The sequence below is a fragment of the Streptomyces sp. KR55 genome, assembly GCF_052245645.1.
In the GTDB taxonomy this organism is placed as follows: Bacteria; Actinomycetota; Actinomycetes; order Streptomycetales; family Streptomycetaceae; genus Streptomyces; species Streptomyces flavusporus.
The window spans coordinates 1-26,125 of the sequence record NZ_JBQQCE010000041.1 but is presented as its reverse complement, the minus strand read 5'-3'; the positions used below and the strand labels follow the sequence as shown (position 1 = coordinate 26,125).

The window sequence follows — 26,125 nt, the reverse complement described above, 5'->3', positions numbered from 1 at the left end:
GGCCCTAGGCCGGCGTCGCGGTCGTACCCGCCTGCCGTACGAGCTTCATGTACCGGTCCCAGTCCCAGTGCTCCCCGGGATCGGTGTGGTCCGTCCCCGGCACCTCGACGTGGCCGATGATGTGCTCGCGGTCGACGGGTATGGCGTAGCGCCGGCATATCTGCGCCGTCAGACGGGCGGACGCGGCGTACATCGCGTCCGTGAGGTCCTGGGGGCGGTCGACGAAGCCCTCGTGCTCGATACCGACGCTGCGTTCGTTGTAGTCCCGGTTGCCCGCGTGGTAGGCGACGTCCAGCTCGCGGATCATCTGCGTGATGTGACCGTCCTTGCGGACGATGTAGTGGGACGCGGCGCCGTGGCCCGGGTCCTGGAAGACCTTCACCGCGCTGTCGAAGCTGCCCTGGGTGACATGGATGATCACCATGTCGATCGTGTAGTCGTCCGGCCGGTCCGCCCGCCGCCAGTTCGCCGACGAGGCCGCCACCCAGCGCGCACCCCGGTAGTCGACGGCGCCCGCCACCCGCGGCTTCTCCACCCCGGGCACCTGCCACCACAGCCGCGACAGCTCGTCGCGCGCCAGTACGGCTCCGGTGCCGACCGCGGCCGCGGCCCCACCGAGGATCAGTGACCGTCGCCCGATTCGCCGGCCGGAGCTGCCCTTCTTCTCTTCCATGTGAGCGAGAACGGATACTCGCGGGCTCCGGTTCCCGCGCCCCCGTACCCTGGAAGCGTTATGACTGACACCCCGCAGCGCTCCCGCCCCCTCCGCGTCCTCGCCGCCATGTCCGGTGGCGTCGACTCCGCCGTCGCCGCCGCCCGCGCGGCCGAGGCGGGCCACGACGTGACCGGCGTCCACCTCGCGCTCTCCGCGAACCCGCAGTCCTTCCGCACCGGCGCGCGGGGCTGTTGCACGATCGAGGACTCCCGCGACGCCCGCCGCGCCGCGGACGTCATCGGCATCCCGTTCTACGTCTGGGATCTCGCCGACCGCTTCCGCGAGGACGTCGTCGAGGACTTCGTCGCCGAGTACGAGGCGGGCCGCACGCCGAACCCCTGCCTGCGCTGCAACGAGAAGATCAAGTTCGCCGCGCTGCTGGACAAGGCGCTCGCCCTCGGCTTCGACGCGGTGTGCACCGGTCACTACGCGAAGGTGATCGTCCGCGAGGACGGCTCCCGCGAGCTGCACCGCGCGTCCGACATGGCGAAGGACCAGTCGTACGTCCTCGGCGTGCTCGACGACCAGCAGCTCGCCCACGCGATGTTCCCGCTCGGCGACACGGTCACCACCAAGGACGAGATCCGCGCGGAGGCCGAGCGCCGCGGCCTCGCCGTCGCCAGGAAGCCCGACTCGCACGACATCTGCTTCATCGCCGACGGCGACACCCAGGGCTTCCTCGCCCGCCGCCTCGGCAAGGCCGAGGGCGACATCGTCGACGAGTCCGGCACCCGCGTGGGCACCCACGAGGGCGCGTACGGCTTCACCATCGGCCAGCGCAAGGGCCTGCGCATCGGCACCCCCGCCCCCGACGGCAAGCCGCGCTACGTCCTGGACATCTCCCCGGTGACCAACACGGTGACGGTCGGCCCCGCGTCCGCCCTGGACGTCAGTGCCCTCACCGCCATCAAGCCCCGGTGGTGCGGCGTGGCCCCGACCGGCCCCGGCACCTACACCGCCCAGCTGCGCGCCCACGGCGGCGAGACCGAGGTGACCGCCGAACCGGTCGACGGCGAGCTGCGCGTGCACTTCACGGAGCCGGTGCGGGGCGTGGCCCCGGGCCAGGCGATCGTGCTGTACGACGGCACGCGCGTGGTCGGTTCGGCGACGATCGCATCGACGGTACGGGCGACGGCGGGCGTGGCCTGAGGGCCGCACGGCGGGCCGCTGAACAGCTTCACCCGCTGAAGAACTCCGCCAGCACCGGCGCCAGGACCTGCGGATCCACCATGTGCGTCTGGCCCTCGAGGACCCCGTACGCGCCCTGGGGAGCGGCGTCCGCGACCGCTCGGGCCGCCTGCCTCATCCAGTCGGGGCTCGCCCCGCCCGCGAGGGCCAGGACGGGCACGGTGATCGCGGCCAGCCGGTCCCGGGGGACCCGGCCGTCGCCCATGACGGCGTCGTCGTACGCCAGGCTCGGCGCAATGGTCTCCATGCCGGACCACAGGGGGGACTGGCGCGCGCCCTGGATCATCTCCTCGGCCAGGCCGGTCAGCCTCAGGAACAGCTCGACGGCGTCGCCGCGCCGCCCCTGCGCGAGCGCCTCGGTGAGCCGCTCGCCGTACTCGGCGCGCCCCTTCGCCGCGACCTCGTCCATGGCGAAGGGCACCTCGTACACGGCCACCTGACGCACCGGCAGCCCGCTCGCCGCCGCATGAAGCGCCAGCGCGCCGCCCGACGAGATGCCGTACAGCGCAGCGTCGCCGCCCTCGGCCTCGGCCTCGATCAGCGCCGCCAGGTCCTCGACCTCGCGCTCCACCGTGTACGGCGTCGTGTCGCCGCTCTCGCCGCGGCCCCGGCGGTCGTACACGACGACGCCGAAGCGGTCCGACAGGGGCCCGGCCAGCGGCGCCACCGTGGCGCCCGCCGACATCGCCCCGCTGACCAGGACGACTACCGGGCCCTGTCCGATGCGCTGGTACGCGATGGGGGTGCCGTCGTGCGAGATGGTGTTCTTGTCCATGCCTGTGGAGACTGCCACGGGGCATGGAACTCATCGGTTACGACACTGCTTCTACGTCGTAGAAGCAGAGGTGGTCCTTGATCTCGGCCACGCCCGGCTTCGGGTCCGGGTAGGCCCAGACGAGGTCGGCCGCCCCCGGCAGCGACCAGTAGGAAGCGGTGCCCTTGAACGGGCAGTAGGTGTGGGTCTCGGAGGGCGTGAGCAGATCGAGCCGGACGTCCTCCGGCGGCAGGTAGTACCGCACGGGACAGCCCGTCTCCCGCAGGATCAGCGGCCGGTCGCTCTCCGCCAGCACCTGCCCGTCGTGGACGGCCCGTACCCGCTGCGTGCCCTGCTCGATGGTGATCGTGTGTCCTTGGGTCATACCGGAGAAAGCGTTCGCCGGCGCCCGGTTCTTCCCGCGTACGGTGGCCTGTGCCAGGTGCGGGCGCGTCGGCGTACCTCGCGGCGGGCCGGGGCGTGGAGCGACGTGCGAGTGATGCGAGCATGGCGGCATGGCTACACATGTGATCACCGGGGCGGGCTCCGGCATCGGAGCGGCCGTGGCCCGCCGGCTGCACGCGCGCGGGGACGAGATCGTGCTGCACGCGCGTGACGCCGGCCGCGCGAAGGAACTGGCCGCCGAGTTCCCCGGGGCGAGGACCCTCGTCGGTGACCTGTCCGAGCCCGACAGGCTGAGCTGGGCGCTCTCCCACCAGACGCTGCCCGACCGGGTGGACTCCCTGCTCCACATCGCCGGTGTGGTCGACCTGGGCCCGGTCGGCGACCTGACCCCGAAGACCTGGCACCACCAGCTCAACGTCAACCTCGTCGCCCCCGCCGAACTGACCCGCCTCTTCCTGCCCCAGCTGCGCGCCGCCCGCGGCCATGTGCTGTTCGTCAACTCCGGCGCCGGCCTCAACGCCCACGCCGGCTGGTCCGCGTACGCGGCCTCGAAGCACGGCCTCAAGGCGCTGGCCGACTCCCTGCGTCACGAGGAGCACGCGAACGGCGTCCGGGTCACCTCCGTCTACCCGGGCCGTACGGCGAGCCCCATGCAGGCCAAGGTCCACCAGCAGGAGGGCAAGGACTACGACCCCTCGAGGTGGATCGACCCCGAGTCGGTGGCGACGACGATCCTGATGGCGCTCGACCTGCCGAGGGACGCGGAGGTCAACGACCTGACGGTGCGGCCGGGGAGATGACGAGCACGTCGTGACGCCGGTGGACGGTCACCCCGAGGCCGGGAACGTAGGCTGCTGGGGTGAGTGAGGAAACCCAGCTCCGCTTCGGCGCGGCCACCGGCGTCGGCTCCATGCCCGGCGAGGACGCGCGCGAGGCCGCCAAGACCGTCACCGGGTCCTTCGAGGACTTCCCGTTCCTGCCCGAACTGCCCGCCCGGGGGCCCGGCGCCGACATGACCGGGCGGACCGCCGGGATGCTCGTCGAGCTGTACGCGCGCGTGGAGCCCAGCGGCTGGCGGATCGGGGACCGGCCGGGGCGGGACACCAAGCGCGCCTGGTCCTGGCTCGGCGAGGACCTGGACGCACTGGAGGAGTTCACGCAGGGCTACGAGGGCCCGCTGAAGGTGCAGGCCGTCGGCCCGTGGACCCTTGCGGCCGCACTGGAGCTGAGGAACGGCGAGGCCGCCCTCTCCGACCTCGGCGCCTGTCGCGACCTCGCCGCCTCCCTCACCGAGGGACTGCGGCTCCACCTCGCGGAGGTACAGCGGCGCGTACCCGGCGCCCGGCTCGTCCTCCAGCTGGACGAGCCGTCCCTGACCGCCGTACTGCGCGGCCGGGTGAAGACCGCCAGCGGCTACCGCACCCACCGGGCCGTCGACCGGCAGATCGTCGAGGCCACGCTCCGGGACGTCATCGGCGTACACGACGGCGGCCCGGTCCTGATCCACTCCTGCGCACCGGACGTCCCGTTCGCCCTGCTGCGCCGAGCCGGAGCGAAGGCCGTCTCCTTCGACCTCTCACTCCTCACCGAACGTGACGACGAGGCGATCGGCGAAGCCGTGGAAGGGGGTACCCGGCTGTTCGCAGGCGTCGTGCCCAGCACGGACGGCCCATTGTCAGACCCGGCCGGTAGCGTCATGGGTGTTCGGACGCTCTGGCGCAGGCTGGGGCTGCAACCGGGTCTGCTGGCGACGGCGGTCACGGTCACGCCGACGTGCGGACTCGCGGGCGCTTCCCCCGAGTACGCGCGCCAGGCCCTCGCGCACTGCGTCCGGGCGGCGAGATCCCTCGCGGACAACCCTGAGTAACGGGAGGACAACACGGTGGCCGGCGACAAGCAAGCGGAGTCCACAGCGGTACCCGCCGAGGCACGGGAGCGGCATGCGCAGCTCGCCGAGCAGGTCGAGGAGCACCGCTTCCGGTACTACGTGAAGGACGCCCCCGTCATCAGCGACGCGGAGTTCGACCAGCTCCTGCGCACCCTGGAGGAGCTGGAGGGGCAGTATCCGGAGCTGCGCACCCCGGACTCGCCGACCCAGAAGGTGGCCGGGGCGTACGAGACGGAGTTCACGGCGGTCCAGCACCGCCAGCGCATGCTCTCCCTCGACAACACCTTCAACGACGAGGACCTCGCCGCCTGGGCCGAGCGCATCGCCAGAGAACTCGGCAACCAGGAGTACCACTTCCTGTGCGAGCTCAAGGTCGACGGCCTCGCCGTCAACCTCACCTACGAACACGGCCGTCTCACCCGCGCGGCGACCCGTGGCGACGGCCGCACCGGCGAGGACATCACGCCCAATGTCCGGACGATCGCGGAGATCCCGGACCGGCTGAAGGGTGACCGCGTCCCGGACCTGGTGGAGATCCGTGGCGAGGTCTACTTCCCGATGGAGAAGTTCGAGGAGCTCAACGCCCGCCTGGTCGAGGCCGGCGACAAGCCCTTCGCCAACCCGCGTAACGCTGCCGCCGGTTCACTGCGCCAGAAGGACCCGCGCGTCACCGCCACCCGCCCCCTGCACATGGTCGTCCACGGCATCGGCGCCCTGGAGGGCTTCGACGGCATGACCCGCCTCTCCCAGGCCTACGACCTGCTCAAGGAATGGCGCCTGCCCACCTCGCGGCACAACAAGGTGGTCGACGATCTCGACGGCGTACGGGAGTTCATCGCGTACTACGGCGAGAACCGCCACTCGGTCGAGCACGAGATCGACGGTGTGGTCGTCAAGCTGGACGAGATCCCCCTCCAGGGCCGCCTCGGCTCCACCTCGCGCGCCCCGCGCTGGGCGATCGCGTACAAGTACGCGCCGGAGGAGGTCAACACCAAGCTCGTCAACATCCGCGTGGGCGTGGGCCGCACCGGCCGTGTCACGCCGTACGCCCAGGTCGAGCCGGTGACGGTGGCCGGCTCGGAAGTCGAGTTCGCCACCCTGCACAACCAGGACGTGGTCAAGGCCAAGGGTGTCCTCATCGGCGACACGGTGGTGCTGCGCAAGGCCGGTGACGTCATTCCGGAGATCCTCGGCCCGGTCGTCGACCTGCGCGACGGCACCGAGCGCGAGTTCGTGATGCCGTCCGAGTGCCCCGAGTGCGGTACGGCGCTCAGGCCGATGAAGGAGGGCGACGTCGACCTGCGCTGCCCGAACTCCCGTACGTGCCCTGCACAGTTGCGTGAGCGTCTGTTCTATCTGGCGGGCCGCAAGGCGCTGGACATCGAGCACTTCGGCTATGTCGCCGCGGCCGCCCTCACCAAGCCGCTGGAGCCCGGGGAACCGCCACTGAAGGACGAGGGCGACCTGTTCGACCTCACCGTCGAGGAGCTGCTGCCCATCAAGGCGTACGTCCTCGACCAGGACAGCGGCCTGCCCAAGCGCGACCCGAAGACCGGCGAGGAGAAGATCGCCACCGTCTTCGCCAACCAGCAGGGCGAGCCCAAGAAGAACGCCCTCGCCATGCTGGAGAACATCGCCGCCGCCAAGCAGCGCCCGCTCGCCCGCATCATCACCGGCCTGTCGATCCGTCATGTCGGCCCGGTCGCCGCCGAGGCGCTGGCCCGCGAGTTCCGCTCGATCGACCGTATCGAGCAGGCGAGCGAGGAGGAGCTGGCGAGCACCGAGGGGGTCGGCCCGATCATTGCCGCCTCGCTCAAGGAGTGGTTTGCCGAGGAGTGGCACCAGGAGATCATCCGCAAGTGGCGGGCCGCCGGTGTCCGTATGGAGGAGGAGAGCACCGGCGAGGAGGAGGGGCCCCGTCCGCTCGAGGGTCTCACCGTCGTCGTCACCGGCACGCTGGAGCACTTCACGCGGGACGGCGCAAAGGAGGCGCTGCAGAGCCGGGGCGCCAAGGTGACCGGTTCGGTTTCGAAGAAGACCTCTTTCGTCGTTGTGGGCGACAACCCCGGATCGAAATACGACAAGGCGATGCAGCTCAAGGTGCCGGTTCTGAACGAGGACGGCTTCAACGTCCTACTGGAACAAGGGCCTGATGCGGCGTCGGAGGTCGCGCTCTCCGCCACCGAGTAGCGGTTGAAGAACACCCGATCGGCGCATACCAGATGCATACGGGCGGGCGGGGCGCATTCGGGCAACCGTCGACGACCGCTGCCCGTGGAAGCCTTCTGCGGCCTACTGTTGAGGTGTGCACCTGCCGTGCCCGCGGTGCCGTTGAGGGATGTCGGGCATCGGGCCGCGGGGCGTGGGCACCGCCGGCTGTGAGAGGGACGGGAATGGAACCGACCGAGAGCGCCGCCCCGTACTCACGGCTGCGCCGGATGGCCGGCGCCTGGCGAGGGGGACTCCGGACGGCTTTGGGTGCGGGCGTGCAGGCGTCGGACCGCGCCGCCGACCGGCCCACCGCGGCGGACGGGTACGACGCCGCCCGCACCGCCGGACTGCCCGGTGCCGACGCCGAGCGGCACCCCCACCTGTCCTGGCCGGCGCTGCCCGCGGCCGTCGTCGCGGCGGCCGGGTTCGCCCTCGGCGCCGGATTCCTGCGGGCGTTCACCGGCCACCACGCGCTCTTCCCGTCCGGCACGGCCGGCTGGTCGCTGGCCGTGCTGACCGGCGTCATCGTCGGCCACCTGGTCGCGCTCGGCCGCGCCCGCTGGTGGGGCGGCACCGGCTCCGGCGCCGCCCTCACCCTCGCCGTGCTGCTGCTGTACGGCTGGGTGCCGGCCGGGATGGTCAGCCTGACCGTCGTCGTGCTGGTCGGCATAGCCCGGCGCCACCGCTGGCGGCAGGGAGTCCTGCACGGCGCGGTGGACATCCTCGGCATCAGCGCCGGCGCCCTCGTGCTGGCCGCCTTCGGACGCGTACCGTCCGTCGAGAACCCGTGGAACCCCGATACCTGGACCGTCTACACCGCCCCCGAGGTGGTCCTGATCGCGACCGCCTACCTCGCGGTCTCCCGCACGCTGTTGTGGTACCTGCACGCGCCCCGCACCGGCGGACTGCCCACCATCGCGCGCACCGCCCTGGTCAGACAGGGCCTGGTCGCGGTCGCCCTGCTCGGCATCGCACCGCTGGTCTGTGTGGTCGCCGTCGCCGAGCCGATCCTGCTGCCGCTGTTCGCCATCCCGCTCATCGCGCTCGACTCCACGCTGTGGATAGCCCGCGCCCGGGCGGAGGAGCAACTGCGCGATCCGCTCACCGGGTTGCCCAACCGGCAGTGGCTCCTGGAGCGCATCTGGACCGCACTGGACGACGCCGAGCGCATCGACGCCCGCGCCGCCCTGATGCTGATCGACCTCGACCGCTTCCGATCGGTCAATGACACCCTCGGGCATCTGGCCGGTGACCGGCTGCTGCTGCAGACCGCCGACCGGCTGCGGCTGGCTCTGCCACGCGGGGCGGAGGCCGCGCGGCTCGGCGGTGACGAGTTCGCCGTCTTACTGCCGGTCGCCGACTCCACGACGTCCGCCACCCGGATCGCCCGCGGCCTCGTCGCCGCGCTCAGCTCCCCGCTCGACCTCGACGGCCTCACCCTCGTGCTGGAGGCCAGCGCCGGGGTCGCGGTCTTCCCCGACCACGCCCTCGACGCCGAAGGCCTGCTGCGCCGCGCGGACGTGGCGATGTACCAGGCGAAACGGGACCGTACGGGCGTGGAGGTCTACGAGTCCAAGCGGGACTCGAACACCCCGGACCGCCTCGGCCTCCTCGCCGACCTGCGCCGCGCGCTGGACGCGCACGAGGTCGAGCTGCACTACCAGCCCAAGGTCCGCTTCGACGGGCAGGTGGCCGGGCTCGAGGCCCTGGTCCGGTGGGTGCACCCGGAGCGCGGGAAGGTGCCGCCGGACGAGTTCATAGCGATCGCCGAGTCGTCGGGGCTGATGCCGCATCTGACGGAGTACGTGCTGGAGACGGCGCTCGGACAGGTGGCCAAGTGGCGGGCGCAGGGGCTGTTCGTGCCGGTCGCGGTGAACGTCTCCCCACGCGACGTCCACACCCCCGGCTTCGCGGGCTCGGTCGCCGCCCGTCTCGCCCGGCACGGTGTCCCGGCGGGAGCGCTCCAACTGGAGATAACCGAGCACGTCCTGCTGGAGGACCCGCAGCGCGCCGCCGACACCCTCGCCGGGCTCACCGGACACGGCGTGAAGATGTCCCTGGACGACTTCGGCACGGGCTACTCCTCCCTCGTCCACCTCAAACGGCTGCCGGTGAGCGAGCTGAAGATCGACCGCTCGTTCGTGGCCCGGCTGGCGGTCGACCCGGAGGACGCGGAGATCGTGCGGTGCACCGTCGATCTCGCGCATTCCCTGGGGCTGCTCGTGGTCGCCGAGGGGGTCGAGGACGACGAGACCTGGGAGCGGCTGCGCGACCTGCGCTGCGACGCCGTACAGGGATGGCTCGTCGCCGCGGCGATGCCCGCCGAGGAGACCACGGCATGGCTGCGTGCCCGCGGCTCCCGCGGCTGGCAACGCCCGGCAGCCGCCCTCCCCGCCGCCACGGTGGACGATCCGGGGCGGGTCAGCTAGGGGCGGGGCGTCTGCCGCTCGGTGACCGGGCCCGGGGAAACCGTTTAACGGTCTTCCGCCCCCGCCCCATAGGATTGGGCTCAAACCACACACACTCACCCCAGAGGATCGCTGCATGCCTGGCATCACGCGCGAGGAGGTCGCCCACCTCGCCCGGCTGGCGCGTCTGGAGCTGAAGCCCGAAGAGCTCGACCACTTCGCAGGCCAGCTGGACGACATCATCGGCGCGGTGGCCCGCGTCAGCGAGGTCGCCGACCAAGACGTACCGCCGACCTCACACCCGCTCCCGCTGACGAACGTCATGCGCCCGGACGAGGTCCGCCCGTCGCTCACCCCCGAGCAGGCGCTCTCCGGCGCCCCGGCCCAGGAGCAGCAGCGTTTCAAGGTGCCGCAGATCCTGGGGGAGGAGTAATCCGCATGACGGACATCATCAAGCTCACCGCCGCCGAGACCGCCGCGAAGATCGCCTCCGGCGAGCTCACGGCCGTCGAGGTCACCGAGGCCCACCTCGCCCGCATCGAGGCCGTCGACGAGAAGGTGCACGCCTTCCTGCACATCGACCGCGAAGGCGCCCTCGCCCAGGCGCGGGCCGTCGACGAGAAGCGGGAGCGCGGCGAGAAGCTCGGCCCGCTGGCCGGCGTGCCGCTCGCGCTGAAGGACATCTTCACCACCGAGGGCGTCCCGACGACCGTCGGTTCGAAGATCCTCGAGGGCTGGATCCCGCCGTACGACGCGACGGTCACCCAGAAGCTGAAGGCCGCCGACGTCGTCATCCTCGGCAAGACCAACATGGACGAGTTCGCCATGGGGTCCTCGACCGAGAACAGCGCCTTCGGGCCGACCGGCAACCCATGGGACCTCACCCGCATCCCCGGCGGCTCCGGCGGCGGGTCGAGCGCCGCCCTGGCCTCCTTCCAGGCCCCGCTCGCCATCGGCACCGACACCGGCGGCTCCATCCGCCAGCCGGCCGCCGTCACCGGCACGGTCGGCGTGAAGCCGACGTACGGGGCCGTGTCCCGCTACGGCATGGTGGCGTTCTCGTCCTCCCTCGACCAGGGCGGGCCCTGCGCCCGTACGGTCCTGGACGCGGCGCTGCTGCACGAGGTGATCGCCGGGCACGACCCGCTCGACTCCACCTCCATCGACGCCCCGGTCCCGCCGGTCGTCGAGGCCGCCCGCAACGGCAGCGTCGAGGGCATGCGGGTCGGCGTCGTCAGGCAGTTCCGCGGCGAGGGCTACCAGGCCGGCGTCATCCAGCGCTTCGACGAGTCCGTCGCGCTGCTGAAGGAGCTGGGCGCGGAGATCGTCGAGCTGGACTGCCCGTCGTTCGACCTGGCCCTGTCGGCGTACTACCTGATCGCGCCGTCCGAGTGCTCGAGCAACCTCGCCCGCTTCGACGGCCTGCGCTACGGCCTGCGCGTCGGCGACGACGGCAGCCACTCGGCCGAGGAGGTCACCTCCCTGACCCGCGAGGCCGGCTTCGGCGCCGAGGTCAAGCGCCGCGTCATGCTCGGCACGTACGCCCTGTCGAGCGGCTACTACGACGCGTACTACGGCAGCGCCCAGAAGGTCCGTACGCTCATCAAGCAGGACTTCGAGCGAGCGTTCGAGCAGGTCGACGTGATCGTCTCCCCGACGACCCCGACCACCGCCTTCCCGATCGGCGAGCGTGCCGACGACCCGATGGCGATGTACCTCGCCGACCTGTGCACCATCCCGACCAACCTGGCGGGCAATGCGGCCATGTCCCTGCCCTGCGGCCTCGCCCCGGAGGACAACCTCCCGGTCGGCCTGCAGATCATCGCCCCGGCGATGCAGGACGACCGCCTTTACAAGGTGGGCGCCGCCGTCGAGGCCGCCTTCGTGGAAAAGTGGGGGCACCCGCTCCTGGAGGAGGCTCCGTCGCTGTGAGTGCACTGACCAAGGCCAAGGGCTTCAAGAAGTCCAAGTCCGGTACGTACCTGTCCATGGCCGCCACCGCGTTCGGCGCGTTCGGCGTCGCCAAGCGGCTGAAGAAGGCCCGCGCCGAGAAGGACACACTGGTCCTGATCGACGCCACCGTGTCCGCCGCCGCGATCGTCACCGGCCTCGCCATCCTCTACCGCGAGCTGAAGCGGCTGGGCGACGACGACGTCCTGCTGGGCTGAGAGGGAAGTTTCACCGTGACCACCACGACCGACCTGGTGTCGTACGAGGACGCGCTGGCGTCGTACGACCCCGTCATGGGCCTCGAGGTCCATGTCGAACTCGGCACCAAGACCAAGATGTTCTGCGGCTGTTCGACCGCGCTGGGCGCCGAGCCGAACACACAGACCTGCCCCACCTGCCTCGGCATGCCCGGCTCGCTCCCGGTCATGAACAGGATCGGCGTCGAGTCCGCCATCAAGATCGGTCTCGCGCTGAACTGCGAGATCGCCGAGTGGTGCCGCTTCGCCCGGAAGAACTACTTCTATCCGGACATGCCGAAGAACTTCCAGACCTCCCAGTACGACGAGCCGATCGCCTTCAACGGCTACCTCGACGTGCAGCTGGAGGACGGCGAGACCTTCCGCGTGGAGATCGAGCGCGCCCACATGGAGGAGGACACCGGCAAGTCCACCCACGTGGGCGGCGCGACGGGCCGTATCCACGGCGCCTTGCACTCCCTCCTCGACTACAACCGCGCCGGCATCCCGCTCATCGAGATCGTCACCAAGCCGATCGTCGGCGCGGGCGAGCGTGCGCCGGAGGTCGCCAAGGCGTACGTCCGTGAGCTGCGCGAGCTCATCCGCGCGCTCGGTGTCTCCGAGGCCCGTATGGAAATGGGCCAGATGCGCTGCGACGTCAACCTGTCGCTGATGCCCAAGGACGCCGACAAGTTCGGCACCCGCAGCGAGACGAAGAACGTCAACTCGCTGCGCTCCGTGGAGCGTGCGGTGCGCTTCGAGATCCAGCGCCACGCGGCCGTGCTCGGCGACGGCGGCACGGTGATCCAGGAGACCCGCCACTTCCACGAGGACACGGGGACGACGACCTCGGGCCGCGTGAAGGAAGAGGCCGAGGACTACCGGTACTTCCCCGAGCCCGACCTGGTCCCGGTGGCCCCCTCCCGCGAGTGGGTCGAGGAACTGCGCGCCTCCCTCCCGGAGCTGCCGCTGGTCCGCCGCAACCGGCTCCGCGAGGACTGGGGCGTCTCCGCCACCGACATGCAGGCGATCCTCAACGCCGGTGCCCTCGACCCGATCGTCGCCACGATCGAGGCCGGTGCCGACGCCGCGGCCGCCCGCAAGTGGTGGATGGGCGAACTGGCCCGCAGCGCCAATGAGTCGGGCAAGGCCCTCGACGAACTGGCCATCACACCGCAGCAGGTGGCCCGCGTCACCGAACTGGTGGCCTCCGGGGACCTGAACGACAAGCTGGCCCGCCAGGTCATCGAAGGCGTCCTCGCGGGCGAAGGCACCCCGGACGAGGTCGTCGACAAGCGCGGTCTGAAGGTCGTCTCCGACGAGGGCGCGCTCGGTGCGGCGGTCGACGAGGCCATCGCCGGCAACCCGGCCGTCGCGGACAAGATCCGTGGCGGCAAGGTGGCCGCGGCCGGCGCCCTGGTCGGCGCGGTCATGAAGGCCACGCGCGGCCAGGCGGACGCGGCTCGCGTCAAGGAGCTGATCCTTCAGAAGCTGGGCGTCAGCGAGGGCTGACGATCGGCAGGGCCCGCAGGGGGATGCATCGACCTGGATGCATCCCCCTCGGCATGTGCTCAGAGACGGCGCCCCACGACCCGTACGAAGCCCAGGGCGCGGCCCTGGTCGACGCGCAGCATCTCGGCGCACTGGCCGGCCATCCTGACGTGGAAGTCGTCCGTGCTGTGCTCCGCCACGACCTCGCACCACAGCAGCCAGTCGCGCCAGCCGTCGGTGAGCCAGTCGGCGGCCTCGACCTCCACGGCCCCGCTGCGGGTCCAGTGGCGCCGCCACCAGGCGGCCGAGTGGAAGCACCAGAAGTCCGGCTCCCAGAACCGCTGCAGCTGCTCAGGCGGCGTTACGCCGTCGATCTCCTCGCGCAGCGCCGGGACGACGACACCGATCCGCCCGCCGGGCTTCAGCAGCCGGGTCAGCGTCGGCAGGTAGAGATCGTTCGTGCCGAAGTACTGGTACGCGTCGATGGAGACGATCGCGTCGAAGCTTCCCTCGCCGAACGGCAGGTCGTGCGCCTCGGCGAACACGGGCAGCACCCGGTCGGCGACGCCCGCCTCGGCGATGCGCGGGGCGTTCTCGTCGGGCTTGATCCACAGGTCGGCGGCGGTGACCTGGACGTCGTACTCCCTGGCGAGGAACACGGACGTCATGGCCCGGCCGCAGCCGAGGTCGAGGACGCGCGCGCCGGGGCGCAGCTCCGCCAGGCCGAGCGCGGGGGCCAGCCACTCCAGCAGCCACAGCGCGTGCGGGCCCATCTGGTTCTCAATGGTCCAGCGGGCGTCGTAGCGGCTGCTGCGCGGGTAGCGGGCGTGGATCAGCCGCCTAGTGAGGTCGTCGGTCGTGCTCGATGTGATGTCGGACATCGGTGAACGGGCTCCTTGAGTCCTGGGAAGAGGAACGGGATGCGTAGGAGCTCGGTCGGACCGTCAAACAATGCACCTGCTTCGGTCGGCGGCGATGTGCCGGGAACGACGGACGGCCGGGACGCTAGCAGCCGGGATACTTCCCCGCATCCGGGTTTTACGGCGGTACGCGCTACGCTCGCGCGCCATGAGTGGACGCGCTGATTCCGAGACGCCCTCCGAGACGGCCGAGGTGGAGGACGCCGGCGACCCGGCGCAGGAGGCGCGGCGGGCCCGCTGGGCGGCGGCGGGCACCGGGGCGTTGCTGGCCCTCGTGGGGGTGGCCGCGGCGGTGCTCCGTGTCACGGACGCGGCGCCGGTGCTCGTCCCGGCCGCGTACGCCGTCGGGGCCGGCGTGTGCGCGCTGGCGGCGCTCCTCGGGTCGCGGGGGCGCACCCGGAGGGCGTTGTGGCTGTTGGTCGGCGGGGTGATGGTGATGGCGCTGGGGGACCAGTTCGACTGACGGGCGACAGACTTCGCCCGATTGTCCTGTGAGGTCTCTCCCACTCCTGTGAATAACCACACCAAACGACCAAACGATCAGTTCTGCCTGCAAGAGTGGCGGTGCATTGCTCATGCGTTCTTTGCGGGCTGTTCAGTTCATGGACGACTGTTCCCGGTCAAAGATCCACACATCGTCACTCCGGGAGCTCGTTCGTGGCAGCCCTTGCGCGTTGGTGTGTTCGGCACCGCCTGGTCACCGTTCTGCTCTGGCTCGTCGCCTTCGGCGGGGTGACCGCGGCCGCCACCGCCACCGGCACGGCGTACTCGAACGACTACAAGGTTCCCGGCACCGAGTCGGGCCGGGCCGACGAGCTGCTGCAGGAGAACTTCCCGGACCTCGGCGGTGCGAGCGGCACGGTCGTCTGGCACACCCAGTCCGGCACCGTGCGCGCCGCCGATGTCGAACAGACGATGACCCGCACCCTGAACGACATCGCGGAACTGCCCGGCGTGGCCTCCGTGGTGAGCCCCTACGACGGCCAGGGCGCGGGCCGGATCAGCGCGGACGGACGTACGGCCTACGCCGCCGTCGCCTTCGACGACCAGGCCCAGGACGTCAAGGAGTCCGAGGCGCAGGCCGTCGTGGACACCGCCAAGGCGGCTCAGACCGACGGACTCCAGGTGGAGCTGGGCGGGACCGCCATCGGCCTCACCGACTCCTCCGGCGGGCACCTCGCCGAGGTCGTCGGCGTGGTCGTCGCCGCGGTCGTGCTGTTCCTCGCCTTCGGTTCCCTCGCCGCCTCCCTGCTGCCCATCGCCACCGCGCTGGTCGGCGTCGGCACCGCGTACGCCGGGATCGCGCTGCTCGGACACGCCATGACCGTCGCCGACTTCGCGCCCATGCTCGGCATGCTGATCGGACTCGGCGTCGGTATCGACTACGCGCTGTTCATCGTCACGCGGCACCGGCGCGGACTGAAACGCGGCCTGAGCGTCACCGAGGCGGTCACCAACGCCGTCGCCACCACGGGACGCGCCGTCGTGTTCGCGGGTGCCACCGTTTGCATCGCCCTGCTGGGCATGCTGATCCTCCGCCTCGGCTTCCTCAACGGCGTCGCCATCGCCGCCTCGCTGACCGTGGTCCTCACCGTCGCGGCCTCCGTGACCCTGCTCCCGGCCCTGCTGTCCCTCATCGGGATACGCGCGCTCAGCCGCCGCGAGCGACGCCGGCTGGCCGAGCACGGCCCCGAGCCCGAACTGCCCACCGGGTTCGCCGCCCGCTGGTCCGCCTTCGTCGAACGGCACCCCAAGAAGCTCGGCGCCCTCGCGCTCGGCGTCATCACGCTGCTCGCCCTGCCCACCCTCTCGCTCCACCTGGGCACCTCCGACCAGGGCAACAACCCCGAATCGACGACCACCCGGCAGGCGTACGACCTCCTGGCGGACGGCTTCGGACCCGGCGTCAACGGCCCCCTCACCCTGGTCACCGAGGTGCACGGCGCCGAGGACCGGCTCGCCCTGGACAACCTCGACAGCACCCTGCGCGGCACCCAGGGCGTCGCCTCCGTGACACCGGTGACGTACGGCACCGGCGGAAACACCGCGTACCTCACCGTCGTACCGGAGTCCGCCCCGCAGTCGCAGAGCACCAGCGACCTCGTGGACCGGCTGCGCACCGAGGTGCTGCCGCGCGCCGAGACGGGCACCTCCCTGGACGTGCACGTCGGCGGCGTCACGGCCGGCTACGACGACTTCGCCGACGTCATCGTCGGGAAACTGCCGCTGTTCGTCGGCGTCGTCATCGGCCTGGGCTGTCTGCTGCTCCTGCTCGCCTTCCGGTCCGTCGGCATCCCGCTCAAGGCCGCCGCGATGAACATCGCCGCCGTCGCCGCCTCGTTCGGCGTGGTCGTCGCGATCTTCCAGTGGGGCTGGGGCAGCGAACTGCTCGGCCTCGGCCGCGCGGGCCCCATCGAACCCTTCCTGCCCGTGATCATGGTGTCGGTGCTCTTCGGACTCTCCATGGACTACCAGGTCTTCCTGGTCAGCCGGATGTACGAGGAGTGGCTCGAGACCGGCGACAACCGGCGCGCCGTCCGCATCGGCCTCGCCGAGACCAGCCGCGTGATCAACTCCGCCGCGGTCATCATGATCTCGGTCTTCCTCGCCTTCGTCCTCAGCGGCGACCGCGTCATCGCGATGTTCGGCATCGCGCTCGCCGCCGCCGTCGCCCTCGACGCCTTCGTCCTGCGCACGCTCCTCGTCCCCGCCCTGATGCACCTGCTCGGCGGCGCCAACTGGTGGCTGCCGCGCCGGCTCGACCGGTGGCTGCCGCGGATCAGCATCGAGCCGCCGGAAAGCCGCGCCGAGCAGGAAAATCTCCCGGATGCCGCTGCCGAGCGTGAGAAGCTCACGGACGTCGTAGACGTACTGGAGAAGGAGCGGCAGCCGGATGTACGCGATACCTCTGGGTGACGGAGCCGAGCTGCGGCCCCTGGAGCCCTGGCACGCCGAGGAGTTCCTCGCCCACCTCGACCGCGGGCGCGACTTCATCACCCGGCACATCCCGTTCGGCGCGAACGCCACCGACCTCGACTCCGCGCGGGCCATCCTCCAGTCGTACGCCGACAAGCGCGCCGCGGACAGCGGCTCCCTGCACGGGCTGTGGCTGGACGGAAAACTCGTCGGCGGCGTCCTCTTCCGCGTCTTCGACGCCGCGACCGGCGTCTGCGAGATCGGCTGCTGGCTGGAGCCCGCCGGGACCGGCAAGGGACTGGTCACGCGCGCGTCCCGCATCCTCATCGGCTGGGCGTTCGACGAGCGCGGTATGCACCGCGTGGAATGGCACGCGGCGTCCGGCAACACGGCCAGCATCAACGTCGCCCGCAGGCTCGGCATGACCCGGGAGGGCGTGCTCCGCGAGAGCTACCCCTGGCGGGGCGTACGCCAGGACTACGAGATCTGGGCCGTGCTCGCCCCCGAATGGCGTGCAGCACGCGCGCGTACCGCTCACAGCGATCATTAAGAGGCCTCTCAGACTCCGTCCGTACGGTGCGTCGCATGGGAACCAAGACTGTGGACGAGACCGGTGCAGGCACCGAGGCGACGACCGACGAGGAGAAGACCGAGGAGACGGCGGACGCCACCACGACCGACGAAGCGACCGACGAGGCGACCGGCGATGTGACCGGCGCCGAGGACGGTGACGAGCAGCCCGAAGCGTCGCAGGAGGCCGGTCCCTCCGGTGTCGGCCAGGGTGCCGGAGCCGTCGTCTCGGCCGCGCTCGGCATCGTCTCGCTCACCGGCAGCTGGGTCGGCACCGTGGCCTCCGCGCGCGAGTCGCTCATCGGCCAGCTGGAGACCTCGCAGTCCTCCAGCGTCGCCACCATGGTCAGGGAGGGCTACGGCGACGCCTGGAACGCCAACGCGCTCTGGGCCGGGCTGTTCGCGCTGACTGCGCTGATCGTCGGCGTCGTCGTCCTGGCCCGTCCCGCGTTCGGCGCCCCCGGCCGGCCGCAGGCCCCGTGGATCAAGTCGGTCGCCTGGGCGGGCGTCTCGCTCGGCGTCATCGGACTGCTGCTGGCCGTCCTGAAGTACACCGACGTACTCCTGGGCCTGCCCGCCACCGGCTGAGCCGACGCGGACCACGAGGGGTCCTCGGACGTCCGTCACCGACGTCCGAGGACCCCTTGCGCGTGTCGGCGTGCCGCTCAGGAAGCGAGCACGGCGCGGCCCTCGGCGATGATGGCCGCCAGTTCCTCGACCTCCTGCGGGGCGAGGGACGTCAGCGGCGGCCGGACCGGTCCGGCTTCGAGGCCCTCCAAGGTGACCCCGGCCTTCACCAGCGCCACCGCGTAGCCCGGAACCCGCTGGCGCAGCCGGACCAGGGGGTGGAAGAAGGCGCGCTGAAGGGCGTCGATCCGCTTCTGGTCCCCCTCCTCCAGCGCGCGGTGGAAGGCGAGGGAGACATCGGGCGCGAAGGCGAAGGCGGCCGACGAGTACAGCTCCACTCCCAGCGCCCGGTACGCGGGCTGGCTCGCCTCGGCCGTGGGCATGCCATTGAAGAACTGGAACTGCTTGCCGGTCCCGTCGAGTGCGTCCCGTACGGCGGGGACGATACGCGCCACGAGATCAAGGTCGCCGGTTCCGTCCTTCAGACCCATGACGGTGGGCAGCTGGGCGACCTCCGCCGCCGAGCGCTCGTCGAACCGCGCGTTGGCCCGGTTGTAGACGATCAGCGGCAGGCCGGTCTCCCCTGCGACTTCCCGGGTGTAGGCGACGAGCCCGGTGGCGGGTGCCTCGACCAGGTAGGGCGGCATGAGCAGCAGGCCGTCCGCACCGGCCTCGGCCGCGGCCCGCGCGAACCGCCGGGCCAGGCCGAGTGCGCCGCCGGCCCCGGCGTACACCGGGACACGTCCCCCCGCCGCGTCGACGGCGGTCCGCACGACCGCGGTGAACTCCTCGAGATCCAGGGCATGGAACTCGCCGGTGCCGCAGGCGACGAACACTCCGCCCGGGCCGGCGTCGACCCCGTCCGCGATGTGCCGGCGCAGGGCGTCGAGATCTACGTCACCGGTTGCGGTGAACGGGGTGACGGGGAAGAAGAGAACGCCTTCGAGCATGGGTGGTTTCCTACTCATCGTGAGGGACAGCGCGGGCGGGGGACGGGGGTGCTGCGGCGACGCTTCCGGCTGCTGCCGGGGCGCGGACCACGTTGCTGAGCGCGTCGCCTCGCTCCAGCCGGTCGATGTTGTCGGCGATCTCTGTCGCGCGGGCGGCGAAGGTGTCGGCCGTGTGGCCCGAGTGGTGCGGGGTCATCAGCACGTTCGGCAGGTCGTGGAAGGGCAGCCGGCTCGGCGCCTCGGGAGGGCCCGACCACCACACGTCCAGCGCCGCACCGGCGATGGTGCCCGAGCTCAGCGCGTCGTAGAGCGCCTCCTCCTGCACCACCGGCCCCCGGGCCACGTTGACCAGCAGGGCCTCGGGGCCCATGGCCGTCAGTTCGGCGGGGCCGATCAACCCGTCGGTGGCGGCGCTCAGGGGGACGGTGACCACCACGACGTCGGAGTCGGCGAGGAGTTCGGGCAGACGGTCGTCGCCGCCGACCCAGTCGGGCCGAAGATCCGCGGGGAACGGCGCGGCGGGGTCGCGCCGTACGGCGCGGATCCGCAGGCCGACCGTCTGGCACAGCCGGGCGACCTCGGTGCCGGTCTCGCCGAAGCCGATGATGCCCACCCGGCGGCCCTGCAGCGTGGTGCCGAAGGGAAGTCCGGGATCGACCGCCACATTGCGCCAGCGTCCGGCGCGCAGCGCGCGGTCGGCTCCCAGGACGTCACGGGAGAGCATCAGGATCGACATGAGCACGTGCTCGGCGATGGAACGGCCGTGGTGGTGGGTGGTGGCGACCGTGACCCCCGGGTGGAGCGCGTCCATCGGGATGCCGTCGTAGCCGGCGCCGACGACATGGACGAGCCGCAGCCGTTCGGCGCGGCGCGCGTCCTCGGCCCGCAGCTTGGAGCCGACGTAGACGTCGACGTCGGCGATGGCGTCGGAGAGCCGTGCCGCGTCCCAGTCGAAGGACTCCAGCCAGATGTGCTGTCCCCGCGTGGAGGCCTTGAGCCGGTCGTGGAAGCGGCTCAGGATGCGGTGGTTGAGCATGATGCGCACGAGCCGCTCACCACCGCGGGGTCTTGGTGGAGAACGAGGGTTCGAAGCGGCGCATGTAACCGGTGTCGTCGCGGTCGCGCAGCCCGCAGTCGAGGTACTGCTGGTGCAGCCGGGCGAGGGCGTCCCGGTCCAGTTCCACGCCGAGACCGGGAGCCGTCGGTACGGCGAGGCGTCCCTCGCTGAACCGCAGCGGCGCGGGGTCGATCACGTCCTCGTCCGGCCGCTTCCAGGGCCAGTGCGTGTCACAGGCGTAGGTCAGCCGCGGTGTGGCGGCGGCGAGGTGGGTCATCGCCGCGAGGCTGATGCCGAGATGCGAGTTGGAGTGCATCGACATCCCCAGCCCGAAGGTCTCGCAGATCGAGGCGAGTTGGCTGCAGCGCCGCAGCCCGCCCCAGAAGTGGTGGTCGGACAGGACGATGCTCACCGCTCCCCGGGCCACGGCCGGGGCGAGGTCGTCGAAGGACACGACGCACATGTTGGTCGCCAGCGGTGTGGGTGTCCCGCCGGCCACGGCGGCCATGCCCTCGATGCCCTCGGTCGGGTCCTCCAGGTACTGCAGGACGCCGTCCAGTTCCCGGGCGACGTGCAGCGATGTCTCCGTACTCCAGGCGGCATTGGGGTCGAGACGCAGCGGGAGCTCGGGGAACGCCTTGCGCAGCGCTCTGATCGCCGCGATCTCCTCGTCGGGCGGGAAGACACCGCCCTTGAGCTTGACGGAGGTGAAGCCGTACGTGCCGATCATGCGGCGGGCCTGCTCGACCAGCCCCGCCGGGTCGAGCGCGGGGCCCCAGTCGTCGTCCTCCTGGCCCGGGTGCCCGGCCCACTTGTAGAAGAGGTATGCGCTGTAGGGAACCGAGGGGCGCACCGCTCCCCCCAGCAGATCGCAGACCGGCCGGCCCACGAGTTTGCCCTGGATGTCGAGGCAGGCGACGTCGAACGGTGACATGACCCGGTCCACGGTGCTGCTGCCCGTCACCATGCCGGACATGCCGTCGCCGCCCGTGGTGTCGGAGCCCAGCGCGCGTGTGGTGCGGGCGATCAGGTCGTTGAGGCTCCACACGTCCATGCCGACCAGTTCGTCGGCGGCGCGGCGCAGCCGCTCCAGATGCACCGTGCCGCCGTAGGTCTCGCCGACGCCGCTGACACCGGTTTCCGTGGTGATCTCCACGATGGTGCGCAGTGCGTAGGGCTCGTGCACGCCGACCGTGTTCAGCAGGGGGTGGTCCCGGAAGGCCACGGGAGTCACGGTGACGCCGGCGATCCGCTCTGAGGTCCGAACCATGAATGCCATCCTCATATGTAGTCGGCGTTCTCATTTGTAGACAGCTGTGCGCGACGGTGTCAATGGGCGGCCTCCGGCACCGGGGTGAGCAGGACCCCCTCGGTCATGAACCGCTCGACGTTGCGCAGCACCAGGTCGCCCATGGCCTCGCGGGTCTCCCTGGTGGCACTGGCGATGTGGGGGAGCAGGACTACCCGGTCCGAGTCCAGGAGTGCCCGGGGCACGTTCGGTTCGTCGGCGAAGACGTCGAGCGCCGCACCCGCGATCCGTCCCGCCTCCAGCGCCGCGACCAGGGCCGATTCGTCGACGATGCTGCCCCGTGCGACGTTCACGAGATGGCCCTCGGGCCCGAGCGCCTCCAGCACCGTCGCCGAGACCAGCCCCTCGGTGCCCGCGCCGCCCGCGACGGTCACGACGAGCGCGTCGCACGCGGCGGCCAGCGCCTCGGCGGTGGGCAGATGGTGGTAGGGCACATCGGGCACCGGGACGCGCGAGCAGTACGACACCTCCGTGCCGAAGCCCTCGAGCCGTCGCGCGACGGCCCGGCCGATGCGGCCGAGGCCGAGGATGCCGACCCGCTTCCCGCTCACCCGGGTGGCCAGCGGAAACGGCGCGGTAGCCCACCCTCCGCCGCGCACGTACCGGTCGGCGGCCGACATCCGGCGCATGGAGTCGATCAGCGCGCCCACGGCGAGGTCGGCCACGCAGTCGGTGAGCACGTCGGGGGTGTTGCTGACGTCGATGCCGCGCGCCCGGGCGCGGACCACGTCCGTCGTTTCGTAGCCGACGCCGAAGTGGACGATCGCGCCCAGCCGTGGCAGCGCGTCCATCAGCGCATTGTCGACCCCGATCCGCGCGCTGGTCACGGCGGCGACCACGTCGCCGCCCTGGTCGCGCAGGTACGCGGCCGGATCGGGCAGTTCGTGCAGCCGCACCGTGCGGTAGCGCCCGGCCAGGGCCTGCTCCAGGCCGGGGAGCAGGGGCGACACCTGGAGCAAGGTGGCCGGCGAGGCCGGGGAGCCGTCGGTGATTTCGGTCGTGGTTCCGGGAACGGGCATGTGATCTCCTGGCTTCGTCGAGGGACTCAGGGACGCGCGGTACGGGCGGCCGGGCCGGGGGTGCGGGAGCGGTGCGGGACGGATCCGATCCGGCGCATCTCTTGACGCTGCCACGGCGCCGGTTTAGCTTCGGCGTTCACAGATGCGGACCGGGTGCGCAAGTGTAGACAGCTCCTCGCAGTCGCCCGTACGTGGAACGCGACACATCAGCACTCACCGGAGACGAGCCGACGATGAAGTTCTCCGTTTCCCCCATCCCGCCCGCCGGACGAAGGCGGCCCCGCGCGACGACTGCGATGCTCCTGGCGGGCACGGTGCTGTTGTCCAGCGGCTGCGCCGTGGCGGGCAGCGCCGCCGGCGACGCCGGCCGCGCCGACGGCCGCACGCTGCGGGTGGTGCTCACTCAGGAACCACCGACCCTGGAACCCTGCGAGGCCTCACTGACCGGCACCGGCGTCGTCGTCCGGTCGAACATCACCGAGCCGCTCGTCGAACGCGACCCGGACTCCGGCGAACTGCACCCCCTGCTCGCCACGGGCTGGAAGCAGACGGGCGAGCGCACCTGGACCTTCGACATGCGCACCGGGGTGACCTTCCAGAACGGCGAGCCCTTCACCGCCGAGGACGCCGCCTTCTCCATCGACCGGGCGGTCAACTCCGACCTCGCCTGCAACGTCGAGGGCTATGTCTTCGGCGACGAGGACCTCGAGGTGAAGGCGGTGAGCGACACCCGGCTGACCGTCACCACCGAGCAGCCCGACCCCATCCTGCCGCTGCGCCTGAGCTTCGTGGAGATCGTGCCGCGCACGACCGACGCCGAGGCCAAGGTCCGTATCCCCATAGGCACCGGCCCCTACGCCGTCGGCTCCTGGCAGCCCGGGGCGGCGATCTCCCTCAACCGCTACGACGACTACTGGGGCGAGGCCCCGGCCTTCCCCCGGGCCCGCTACGTCTGGCGGAGCGACGCGAGCGTCCGGGCCGCCATGATCGACAAGGGCGAGGCGGAGATCGCCGTGGCCCTCGACCCCATCGAGGCGGACAAGGACACCACGGCCTCCTACCCCAACAACGAGACGACCGCGCTGCGGCTGGACGGCCACGAGCCCCCGCTCGACGACCTCCGGGTACGCCGGGCCGTCGACCTGGCCGTGGACCGCGAGGGCATCATCGACGCCCTGCTCGGCGGACTCGCCGAACCGGCCGGCCAGCTGGTCCCGCCCGGAGTGGTGGGACACAACGACGAGATCCGGCCCACCCGGCAGAACGTGGCCCGCGCCAAGGCCCTGATCGAGGAGGCCGAGGCCGACGGCGTGCCCGTCGACCGGCAGATCACCCTGGTCGCCCGCAACGGCATGTTCTCCGGGGTGTCGGAGACCGCGGAGGCCCTCCAGTACCAGATGCAGCAGATCGGGCTGAACGTACGGGTGCGTATGGCGGACACCGCCACCCAGCTCCAGTACCAGCTCCGGCCGCTGCCCGAGGGCGTCGGCCCCATCGCCCTGCTGATCATGCACGGCAACCAGGCCGGTGACGCGGCCTTCACCACGAGCCAGTACCTGCTGAGCGACGGCCCGCAGTCCACCTTCGGCACCGAGGAGCTCGACCGGCGCATCGCCGAAGCGGGCGCGCTCTTCGGCGAGGAGCGCCAGAAGGCCTTCGCCGATCTGCTCGCCGACCAGAACAGGACGGTCGTTCAGTACACCCATCTGGCCCATATGAGCGGACTGCTCGGCCTGTCACGGTCGATCCGGTACGAGCCGAACTCCGCCACCGGCGACGAACTGCGGCTGGCAGAGGTCAGCCCGGCGAAGGCGAAGCACTGACATGGTTCCTTTTCTGCGCAAACGCATACTCTCCAGCGCCATCCCCCTGGTGTGCGTGGTGCTGGGCGTGTTCTTCCTGGCCCGGATGACCGGCAACCCGGTCGACCTCTACCTCCCGCTGAGCGCCACCGCCGAGCAGCGCGCGGAGTTCTCCGCCGCGCAGGGCTTCGACCTCTCCATCCCGGCACAGCTGTGGAACTACCTCGTCGACGCCGCGCAGCTGGACTTCGGCACCTCGCTCAGGACCGGGCAGTCCGCGACCTCGATGGTGCTGGACGCGTTCCCCGTCACCCTGCAGCTCGCCGGCGTGACCATGCTGCTGGCGATCACCGGAGCGGTACTGATCGGCAGCCTGGCCGCCTACCGGCCCAACTCCCTGGTCGACCGGATCGCCAGCCTGCTGTCGATGACGGCCGCGAGCATCCCCGACTTCTGGTTCGCCGTCATGGGCGTACTGGTCTTCGGCGTGAGCCTCGCATGGTTGCCCACCTCGGGCACCCTGGGCGGGCCCGAGGTCTGGGTCCTGCCCATCGCGACCCTGCTGATCCGCCCGTTCGGTGTGCTGGTCCAGGTGGTGCGCGGCAGCATGGTCTCCGCGCTCTCCGCGCCCTACGTCAAGATCGCCCGGAGCAAGGGCGCCACGCCCCGTCGGGTGATCTTCGGTCACGCCCTGCGCAACGCGGTGACGCCCGTGCTGACCGTGGCCGGTGACCTGACGGTGGGACTGGTCAACGGCGCCGTGATCGTGGAGACGATCTTCGGCTGGCCCGGCATCGGCAAACTCATGATCGACTCCATCCTGCAGCGCGACTTCGCGGTCCTCCAGGCGGCCGTCCTGCTCACCGCGGTGACCATCTTCGCGCTGAACATCCTCGTCGACGTCTGCCACGCGCTGACCGACCCCCGAGTGCGTCAGGCGGTGCCGGCGTGAGCGAAGGAAGCAGCATGACCACAGCAGAGACCTCCGCCGCCGACGGCGCCGCTCCCGTGAACGACGCCGCCCCCGCCCGAAAGCGTCCGCAGAGCTGGTGGCGGTTGCTCGGCCGGGACCGCGTCGCGGCCGCCGGAGCCGTCGTCCTCGCCCTCGTCGCCCTCGTCGCCCTCTTCGGCCGGCTGTTCATCGGCGACCGCGCACAGCGCCAGGACCTGGACGCCTCCCTGCGCCCGCCGTCCCTGAGCGACGGGGTGTACGGGCTGCTCGGCACCGATGTCCTGGGGCGCAGCGTCCTGGCGCGCCTGATCGACGCGGCGGCGACGACCCTGTCCGTGGCCGTCCCCGCGGTGCTGTGCTCGCTCGTGATCGGATCGGCCCTCGGCCTGTGGGCCGGCTACCACGGGGGACGCCGGGAGAGCCTGGCGATGCGCGTCGCCGACGTCATCCTCAGCTTCCCCTCCCTGCTCATCGCGGTGGTCGTGCTCTACGTCTTCTCGCCCTCCGCGCTGAACATCGTGCTGATCCTCGCCGTGGCCCGCATCCCGGTGTATCTGCGCACCTCCCGGGCGGAGGCGGCCGAGCTGCGGAGCCGCCTGTTCGTCGACGCGGCCCGCACCTTCGGCACACCCGGCCGGCACATCATCTACCGGCACATCCTGCCGATCGCCCTGCCGACGCTGCTGACCGTCGCCACCCTCGACTTCTGATTCGTGATGCTCACCGAGTCCTCGCTGAGCTTCCTGGGTATCGGAAT

At 71.3% G+C, this 26,125-nt stretch carries 24 protein-coding genes; 16 read left to right on the top strand and 8 right to left on the bottom strand.

Going from position 1 to position 26,125, the window contains the following annotated elements; translation table 11 throughout:
• Positions 1–4 precede the first annotated feature (4 nt).
• Complete coding sequence (locus ACTWQJ_RS08885) at positions 5–673, bottom strand: N-acetylmuramoyl-L-alanine amidase (protein ID WP_443306076.1); 669 nt, start codon at positions 671–673, stop codon at positions 5–7.
• A 60-nt stretch (positions 674–733) separates the two neighbouring features.
• Between ACTWQJ_RS08885 and mnmA the strand changes: the two genes are divergently transcribed.
• Positions 734–1,864 carry a tRNA 2-thiouridine(34) synthase MnmA gene (gene mnmA / locus ACTWQJ_RS08880; protein ID WP_443306075.1) on the top strand — a complete coding sequence of 377 codons (1,131 nt, stop codon included), beginning with the start codon at positions 734–736 and terminating at the stop codon, positions 1,862–1,864.
• Between the two features lie 28 nt (positions 1,865–1,892).
• Here the strand turns inward: mnmA and ACTWQJ_RS08875 are convergent, their stop codons facing one another.
• Both ACTWQJ_RS08875 and ACTWQJ_RS08870 read right to left on the bottom strand, forming a co-directional pair.
• On the bottom strand, positions 1,893–2,678 hold the full coding sequence (locus tag ACTWQJ_RS08875) for an alpha/beta fold hydrolase (protein ID WP_443306085.1): 786 nt from the start codon (positions 2,676–2,678) through the stop codon (positions 1,893–1,895).
• A gap of 37 nt (positions 2,679–2,715) precedes the next feature.
• Positions 2,716–3,042, bottom strand: a complete 327-nt coding sequence (locus ACTWQJ_RS08870) for a DUF427 domain-containing protein (protein ID WP_443306074.1) — start codon at positions 3,040–3,042, stop codon at positions 2,716–2,718.
• Between the two features lie 130 nt (positions 3,043–3,172).
• On the opposite strand from ACTWQJ_RS08870, the gene ACTWQJ_RS08865 reads away from it, so the two are divergent.
• From ACTWQJ_RS08865 to gatB, 8 genes are all read left to right on the top strand, one after another.
• Complete coding sequence (locus ACTWQJ_RS08865) at positions 3,173–3,862, top strand: SDR family oxidoreductase (protein WP_443306073.1); 690 nt, start codon at positions 3,173–3,175, stop codon at positions 3,860–3,862.
• Between the two features lie 110 nt (positions 3,863–3,972).
• The gene (locus ACTWQJ_RS08860; protein WP_443306084.1) at positions 3,973–4,929 is read left to right on the top strand and encodes a methionine synthase; all 957 of its coding nucleotides are present in this window, start codon (positions 3,973–3,975) and stop codon (positions 4,927–4,929) included.
• A gap of 15 nt (positions 4,930–4,944) precedes the next feature.
• Positions 4,945–7,140, top strand: a complete 2,196-nt coding sequence (ligA, locus tag ACTWQJ_RS08855) for an NAD-dependent DNA ligase LigA (RefSeq protein ID WP_443306072.1) — start codon at positions 4,945–4,947, stop codon at positions 7,138–7,140.
• A 203-nt stretch (positions 7,141–7,343) separates the two neighbouring features.
• Positions 7,344–9,590, top strand: a complete 2,247-nt coding sequence (locus ACTWQJ_RS08850; RefSeq protein WP_443306071.1) for a putative bifunctional diguanylate cyclase/phosphodiesterase — start codon at positions 7,344–7,346, stop codon at positions 9,588–9,590.
• A 115-nt stretch (positions 9,591–9,705) separates the two neighbouring features.
• On the top strand, positions 9,706–10,002 hold the full coding sequence (gene gatC / locus ACTWQJ_RS08845) for an Asp-tRNA(Asn)/Glu-tRNA(Gln) amidotransferase subunit GatC (RefSeq protein ID WP_004925108.1): 297 nt from the start codon (positions 9,706–9,708) through the stop codon (positions 10,000–10,002).
• A gap of 5 nt (positions 10,003–10,007) precedes the next feature.
• The gene (gatA, locus tag ACTWQJ_RS08840) at positions 10,008–11,501 is read left to right on the top strand and encodes an Asp-tRNA(Asn)/Glu-tRNA(Gln) amidotransferase subunit GatA (protein WP_443306070.1); all 1,494 of its coding nucleotides are present in this window, start codon (positions 10,008–10,010) and stop codon (positions 11,499–11,501) included.
• Positions 11,498–11,737 carry a hypothetical protein gene (locus ACTWQJ_RS08835; protein ID WP_129800444.1) on the top strand — a complete coding sequence of 80 codons (240 nt, stop codon included), beginning with the start codon at positions 11,498–11,500 and terminating at the stop codon, positions 11,735–11,737. The genes gatA and ACTWQJ_RS08835 overlap by 4 nt, the downstream gene beginning before the upstream one ends.
• A 15-nt stretch (positions 11,738–11,752) precedes the next feature.
• A complete protein-coding gene (gatB, locus tag ACTWQJ_RS08830; RefSeq protein ID WP_443306069.1) occupies positions 11,753–13,267 on the top strand; it encodes an Asp-tRNA(Asn)/Glu-tRNA(Gln) amidotransferase subunit GatB in 1,515 nt (504 codons plus the stop codon).
• A gap of 59 nt (positions 13,268–13,326) precedes the next feature.
• Here gatB and ACTWQJ_RS08825 read toward each other — a convergent pair whose 3' ends face one another.
• Positions 13,327–14,127, bottom strand: coding sequence for an SAM-dependent methyltransferase (locus tag ACTWQJ_RS08825; RefSeq protein WP_443306068.1), 801 nt, complete (start codon positions 14,125–14,127; stop codon positions 13,327–13,329).
• Between the two features lie 187 nt (positions 14,128–14,314).
• On the opposite strand from ACTWQJ_RS08825, the gene ACTWQJ_RS08820 reads away from it, so the two are divergent.
• From ACTWQJ_RS08820 to ACTWQJ_RS08805, 4 genes are all read left to right on the top strand, one after another.
• A complete protein-coding gene (locus ACTWQJ_RS08820) occupies positions 14,315–14,629 on the top strand; it encodes a hypothetical protein (RefSeq protein WP_443306067.1) in 315 nt (104 codons plus the stop codon).
• 194 nt (positions 14,630–14,823) lie between these two features.
• Complete coding sequence (locus ACTWQJ_RS08815) at positions 14,824–17,082, top strand: MMPL family transporter (RefSeq protein WP_443306066.1); 2,259 nt, start codon at positions 14,824–14,826, stop codon at positions 17,080–17,082.
• On the top strand, positions 17,060–17,632 hold the full coding sequence (locus ACTWQJ_RS08810) for a GNAT family N-acetyltransferase (RefSeq protein ID WP_443306065.1): 573 nt from the start codon (positions 17,060–17,062) through the stop codon (positions 17,630–17,632). Before ACTWQJ_RS08815 ends, ACTWQJ_RS08810 begins: the two co-directional genes overlap by 23 nt.
• 35 nt (positions 17,633–17,667) lie before the next feature.
• Positions 17,668–18,240 carry a hypothetical protein gene (locus ACTWQJ_RS08805; RefSeq protein ID WP_443306064.1) on the top strand — a complete coding sequence of 191 codons (573 nt, stop codon included), beginning with the start codon at positions 17,668–17,670 and terminating at the stop codon, positions 18,238–18,240.
• A 77-nt stretch (positions 18,241–18,317) separates the two neighbouring features.
• Here the strand turns inward: ACTWQJ_RS08805 and ACTWQJ_RS08800 are convergent, their stop codons facing one another.
• From ACTWQJ_RS08800 to ACTWQJ_RS08785, 4 genes are read right to left on the bottom strand one after another with little or no spacing between them, the layout of a single operon-like run.
• Positions 18,318–19,229 carry a 5-dehydro-4-deoxyglucarate dehydratase gene (locus ACTWQJ_RS08800; RefSeq protein WP_443306063.1) on the bottom strand — a complete coding sequence of 304 codons (912 nt, stop codon included), beginning with the start codon at positions 19,227–19,229 and terminating at the stop codon, positions 18,318–18,320.
• A 10-nt stretch (positions 19,230–19,239) separates the two neighbouring features.
• Positions 19,240–20,265, bottom strand: coding sequence for a 2-hydroxyacid dehydrogenase (locus ACTWQJ_RS08795; protein WP_443306083.1), 1,026 nt, complete (start codon positions 20,263–20,265; stop codon positions 19,240–19,242).
• 16 nt (positions 20,266–20,281) lie between these two features.
• Positions 20,282–21,556 carry a glucarate dehydratase family protein gene (locus ACTWQJ_RS08790; protein ID WP_443306062.1) on the bottom strand — a complete coding sequence of 425 codons (1,275 nt, stop codon included), beginning with the start codon at positions 21,554–21,556 and terminating at the stop codon, positions 20,282–20,284.
• A 59-nt stretch (positions 21,557–21,615) separates the two neighbouring features.
• Entirely contained in the window at positions 21,616–22,614 is a 999-nt protein-coding gene (locus ACTWQJ_RS08785) for a 2-hydroxyacid dehydrogenase (RefSeq protein WP_443306061.1), read from the bottom strand.
• Between the two features lie 233 nt (positions 22,615–22,847).
• On the opposite strand from ACTWQJ_RS08785, the gene ACTWQJ_RS08780 reads away from it, so the two are divergent.
• The 3 genes from ACTWQJ_RS08780 to ACTWQJ_RS08770 are packed head-to-tail and all read left to right on the top strand — an operon-like array spanning position 22,848 to position 26,078.
• Complete coding sequence (locus ACTWQJ_RS08780; RefSeq protein ID WP_443306060.1) at positions 22,848–24,437, top strand: ABC transporter substrate-binding protein; 1,590 nt, start codon at positions 22,848–22,850, stop codon at positions 24,435–24,437.
• A 1-nt stretch (position 24,438) separates the two neighbouring features.
• Entirely contained in the window at positions 24,439–25,368 is a 930-nt protein-coding gene (locus ACTWQJ_RS08775) for an ABC transporter permease (RefSeq protein WP_409469511.1), read from the top strand.
• Between the two features lie 14 nt (positions 25,369–25,382).
• Positions 25,383–26,078: an ABC transporter permease gene (locus ACTWQJ_RS08770; RefSeq protein ID WP_443306059.1), complete on the top strand. Its 696-nt coding sequence runs from the start codon at positions 25,383–25,385 to the stop codon at positions 26,076–26,078.
• Positions 26,079–26,125: the final 47 nt, after the last annotated feature.